The sequence below is a fragment of the Streptomyces albidus (ex Kaewkla and Franco 2022) genome, from assembly GCF_013870515.1.
GTDB lineage: Bacteria > Actinomycetota > Actinomycetes > Streptomycetales > Streptomycetaceae > Streptomyces > Streptomyces albidus.
Map to the genome: position 1 here is coordinate 1 of NZ_JACBXA010000343.1, position 4,896 is coordinate 4,896.

Below are 4,896 nucleotides of genomic sequence, written 5' to 3' on the forward strand. Positions count from 1 at the left end.
CGCGCTCGACTGGGACGCCACCCTCGCCTTCCGCCGCCATCTGTGGTCGCACGGACTGTGCGTGGCGGAGGCCATGGACACGGCACAGCGCGGAATGGGCCTCGACTGGCCTGTGGCCGCGGAGCTGATCGAGCGCTCGGCTGCCGAGGCGCGTGCGTGCGGCGGCCGTATCGCGAGCGGAGTGGGCACCGACCAGCTGACGGACGGACAGGGGCTGGACCGGGTGCGCGCCGCGTACGAGGAGCAGTTCGAGGTCGTGGAGAAGGCGGACGCGCAGGCGATCCTCATGGCCTCACGGGCGCTGGCCGCCGAGGCCCGCGGTCCCGAGGACTATCTGGAGGTCTACGGACATCTGCTCCGGCAGGCTTCCCGGCCCGTCGTCCTGCACTGGCTGGGCCCGATGTTCGACCCGGCGCTCGAGGGCTACTGGGGCAGCGACGACCTCGACGCCGCCACCGACACGTTCCTGCAGATCATCGCGGAGCATCCCGGGAAGGTGGACGGGGTGAAGGTGTCGCTGCTGGACGCCGAGCGCGAGGTCTCGCTTCGCCGGCGTCTGCCGGAGGGCGTGCGCTGCTACACCGGCGACGACTTCAACTACCCGCAGCTGATAGCCGGCGACGAACTCGGCTTCAGCCACGCGCTGCTGGGCGTCTTCGACCCCCTCGCGCCGCTGGCCGCCGAGGCCGTGCGGCTCCTGGACTCCGGCGACGTCACGGCGTTCAGGGCGGCGCTGGACCCGACCGTCCCGCTGGCCAGGCACCTCTTCGAGGCGCCCACCCGCTTCTACAAGACGGGGGTCGTCCTGCTCGCCCATCTGGCAGGCCACCAGGGGCACTTCAGGATGGTCGGGGGGCTGGAGACGGCTCGTTCGCTGCCCCATCTGGCGCGTGCCTACGAACTCGCCGACTCCCTCGGTCTCTTCCCCGACCCCGGTCTGGCGCAGGCGCGCATGCGCCAGGTCCTCGACGCACACGGAGCGAAGCCATGAGTGCCGCCGGTCTGGCCCGGTTCTCCATCAACCAGGAGACGGTCAAACAGCTCTCCCTGCCCGAACTGGCCGACGCCTGCGGCAAGCTCGGCGTCACACAGGTGGGGCTGTGGCGCGCCCCCGTGCAGGAGTACGGCCCGGAAGCCGCCGCCCGGCTGGTCCGGGAAGCCGGGCTGACCGTGACCTCGCTGTGCCGGGGCGGGTTCCTCACCGCGCTGGACCCCGCCGAGCGGGCACGCGCCCTGGACGACAACCGCGCCGCCGTGGACGAGGCCGCGACGCTGGGCACCGGCACGCTCGTGCTCGTCTCGGGCGGCCTGCCGGAGGGGAGCCGTGATCTGCGGGGCGCCCGCGAGCGCATCGCGGACGCGCTGGGCGAGTTGGCGCCGTACGCGGGGGAGCGGGGCGTGCGGCTCGCGATCGAGCCGTTGCACCCGATGTTCGCCTCGGACCGCTGCGTGGTCTCCACCCTCGCGCAGGCTCTCGACCTGGCTGAGCGTTTCCCGCCGGACCAGGTCGGCGTCGTGGTGGACACCTACCACGTGTGGTGGGACGACCAGGCTCCGGCGCAGATCGCGAGGGCCGGGGAGGGCGGCAGGCTGGCCGCCTTCCAGCTCGCGGACTGGGTGACGCCGCTGCCCGAGGGCGTACTGCTGGGCCGCGGCCAGCTCGGTGACGGCTCGGTCGACCTTCGCGCCTTCCGCGAAATGACCGATGCAGCGGGCTACGAAGGGCCCGTCGAAGTGGAGATCTTCAACCCCGGCCTGTGGGCACGGGATGGCTTGGAAGTGCTGGCGGAGACCGCTCAGCGGTACGTGCGCCACGCGCTGGAACCGGCCGCAAAAATCTGAATCAGAAATTCCGGAAGACTGTGCAACCGTTTCGTACGCTGCGAAGTCTTACTCGGTACTTGGGCCTCGCTGGGGGGATCTGGAGGCCGAGGGGGGCGCGAGGGGCCCGGCCGGGGAGGCCGGGCCCCTCGAATATTTTCGGCTATGCGCGGGCGTGGGCGACGAACCGTGTCCATGCGCCGCGGGTGAAGTCGAGTTGTGGGCCTTGCTTGTCCTTCGAGTCGCGGACGTGGACTGCGTCGGTGGTGGTCGCCGTCTCCACGCAGTCGTTGTTGTCACTGCCGCTGTGGGTGCTCTTGATCCATTCCAACCCGGGTCCGTCCGAGGCGGAGGGCTTGAGTGTCATGTCTCTCCCAGCACTTTCTCGATGAAGGCCAGCGACTCCCGTGGGCTGAGAGCCTGAGACCGGATGATTCCATACCGCAGCTCGAGCACCTGTGCCTCTTTCGGGTCGGAGATCAGGTGCGTGATCAGCTGGGCCTCCGAATAGCCGGCCGTGGTGCCGTCACCGAGTTTCAGGACCTGGAGCTGGCCGCCCATCCCGGCGTGGTCCTCCCGGTCCGTCGGCATGATCTGGATCTCGACGTGCCGCAACCCACCCGTCCGCAGAAGGTGTTCGAGCTGACGGCGCAGGACTGCCCTGCCCCCGACCGGGCGCCGCAGCGTCACCTCTTCCTGGACGAAGGTGAGGGTGGGGGCGGGCGTCCTGGAGAAGATCTCCTGCCGGGCCATGCGAGCAGCGACGTACCGGTCGAGGTCGTCCTCGCAGTAGGCGGGCCGACGCATGCGGAACAGTGCCCGCGCGTACTCCTCCGTCTGCAGGAGGCCGTGCATGTTGTGGTTGCCGTACGCCCCCAGCTCCACCGACTCCGCCTCCAGCCGCGCCAGGTCGCGCACCTTCTTCGGGTACCGGGCCTCGGCCACGTCGCGCTTCATCGCGGCGATCTTGCCGCCCGCGCCCAGGACTTCGTCGGCGGCGTCGAGGAACTCCGGCTGAGGGACGCGCCTGCCCCGCTCGACGGAGGACACCATGTCCTCCCCGTATCCGATCACCGCCCCGAGGCCTGCCTGCGTCAGTCCCGCCGCCTCCCGCCACAGCTTGATCTGCCTGCCCACGGCCTTCATCACCGAGCCGGAGTCGTCCTCCAGACCCGGATCCCATCCGGACCTGTCGGCCCCGTCCGTCGTGTAGTCCCTGCGCCCCGTACCGGCCTTGCCGTTGCCCACACCCATGCGCGCACACCTCCGTCGTGCCGGTCCCAACGCGCTGCGGGCTCGGGACGTCACGGGAGGGCTCGGACAGAGAGAGGCCTTGCCGGTACAAGAGCCGCCGGTGCGGGCGGGTTCGCGACGGGCCGGGCCCCGGCGGCTGCCGGGTCACTTCTCCCGGGACAGGTCCAGGCACTGGTGCTCGTGCGACCCCGGATCGGGGACGCGGTGAACCTTGGCGTCGTCGCCCATCTGCCAGATGTCCTCGTAGGCGACCCTGCCGTTGACGTAGCCGTTCTCGACCGGTCGGCCCTTGCGGGTGCAGTTGACCGGTGTGAGGGCGAACGGGCGTCCGTGGTCGTCGATCGTGAGATGCCTGGAGGTGTCACCGATGCGGTAGTCGACGCGGATCTTGAAGGTCACGGCCTTCCGCGTGGCCGTCGACTTGATGACGAGGGAGTCCTGGACCGCGTCCTTCACCGTGAGGGTCTCCGTGTGGAAGAACAGCCCGCCGGGCGTGAACTCCTCGGTCGACTCCGGTGATTCGGACTCGACGGCCTTGCGCGCGCGGGGGACGGCCTCGTCGAAGTCGAAGACCATCTTCTGCGTCTCGCCGCCGTCCTGAGGCGGGAGGTCGAGGAACGCGCCCTTGAGCGGGGCAGTGCGATGGATGTCCACGGGGCGCACGTCGTCCACGAAGATCGGCTGGTTGCGGCGCCCTTCGAGGGTGAGGCGGAGAAAGAGCTCGTCGGGGTTGGCCGCTCCGGCGGCGCGCAACTCCCGCATCACCTTGTCCAGGTCGTACCCGTCGCGGCTCTGGGTTGCGGGGTCGCCCAGCTCCCACTCCTTCAAGTAGCGCCGCTGTCCGGCCGAGAGCGTGACCCCGGCGGGAGTGACGAGCTGGTACCCGGGGTCCTGGAACCGGACCGTGTAGCGGATGTCCGCTCCGCCGCCGGGCTTGGCGGAGCGGATCTTGTCCTTGACGGCGGCGACTTCGAACGCCTCGGGGGCCAGCGTCAGGACGAGTGTCGCCGCGACGGTGGCCGACACGGTGGCCAGGACCCCGTGGTCGCGTAACCACTTCCTCCATCGCGGGCCTTCGCCGGGTCTGCCGCCCGCCTGTGCGCTCGCGGGCCCGTGAGGTGAACGGTCCGGCTGCGTGCACCCGCGTACGGGGCGTCGACGCGGGGGTTCTGGGCGCTGAGCCACGGATCTCTCACCTTCTTCGTCATGGTGGAGATCGCATTATCGTGAATCGGTGAGCGGCGTGGCGGCCGGAGCGGAATGGCTCCTACTGAGGGCACGGGGTCAGAACGGCACTCCGCAGTGCAGCAGCACGTTCGCGTACGGACGGACCTCGCCCGTACGCACGATGAGGCGGGCCCGTCGGGTGCGGACCTTCAACTCCTCGTGGGAGACCAGCTCCAGGGAGGGGAAGAGGCCGTCCAGCATCGCGGCCGCCTCGGGATTGCGGTCCTTGACCTCCGCCGCCGCTGTGGCGCCCTCCACCTCCAGCTCGTCCAGCAGACCGGAGAGCACCTCGGAGAAGCGGGGGACTCCCGCACGGAAGGCCAGGTCGACGACGTGCGGGCCGTGTGGACCTTCCGGGATCGGCAGCCCGGCGTCGCAGACGACGACCGTGTCGGTGTGGCCCAACAGCGCGAGCGCGCCCGCGAGATGGCGGTTGAGGATTCCTGACTTCTTCACCCCGGCCAGCTCCTTCTCCAGCCTCCCGCGTCGTGGCGCGTTCGGCTTCTCCTGCCTTCGTCCGGCTCTCTTCTTCCTCGGTCCGTCCCGTCCGCGCGGGCTCCGGTCCTTTCCCGGGCGGACCGACCACCGCCGCTC

Annotated in this window: 6 protein-coding genes; 2 read left to right on the plus strand and 4 right to left on the minus strand. The window is 70.3% G+C overall.

Translation table 11 applies throughout. The features are described from left to right. Positions 1-991: dihydrodipicolinate synthase family protein (locus tag H5J26_RS28355; RefSeq protein WP_181768823.1), on the plus strand; the 991-nt coding region annotated here is incomplete at its 5' end. Next, positions 988-1,842 carry a sugar phosphate isomerase/epimerase family protein gene (locus H5J26_RS28360; RefSeq protein WP_181768824.1) on the plus strand — a complete coding sequence of 285 codons (855 nt, stop codon included), beginning with the start codon at positions 988-990 and terminating at the stop codon, positions 1,840-1,842. The genes H5J26_RS28355 and H5J26_RS28360, both read left to right, overlap by 4 nt. 142 nt (positions 1,843-1,984) lie before the next feature. On the opposite strand, the gene H5J26_RS28365 is transcribed toward H5J26_RS28360, so the two are convergent. From H5J26_RS28365 to rbsD, 4 genes are all read right to left on the minus strand, one after another. Then, positions 1,985-2,188, minus strand: coding sequence for a DUF397 domain-containing protein (locus H5J26_RS28365; RefSeq protein ID WP_181768825.1), 204 nt, complete (start codon positions 2,186-2,188; stop codon positions 1,985-1,987). Next, positions 2,185-3,075: a helix-turn-helix domain-containing protein gene (locus tag H5J26_RS28370; protein WP_181768826.1), complete on the minus strand. Its 891-nt coding sequence runs from the start codon at positions 3,073-3,075 to the stop codon at positions 2,185-2,187. The genes H5J26_RS28365 and H5J26_RS28370 overlap by 4 nt, the downstream gene beginning before the upstream one ends. Positions 3,076-3,219: 144 nt before the next feature. Next, the gene (locus tag H5J26_RS28375; RefSeq protein ID WP_181768827.1) at positions 3,220-4,101 is read right to left on the minus strand and encodes a hypothetical protein; all 882 of its coding nucleotides are present in this window, start codon (positions 4,099-4,101) and stop codon (positions 3,220-3,222) included. Between the two features lie 258 nt (positions 4,102-4,359). After that, positions 4,360-4,758 carry a D-ribose pyranase gene (gene rbsD / locus H5J26_RS28380; protein ID WP_181768828.1) on the minus strand — a complete coding sequence of 133 codons (399 nt, stop codon included), beginning with the start codon at positions 4,756-4,758 and terminating at the stop codon, positions 4,360-4,362. Positions 4,759-4,896: the final 138 nt, after the last annotated feature.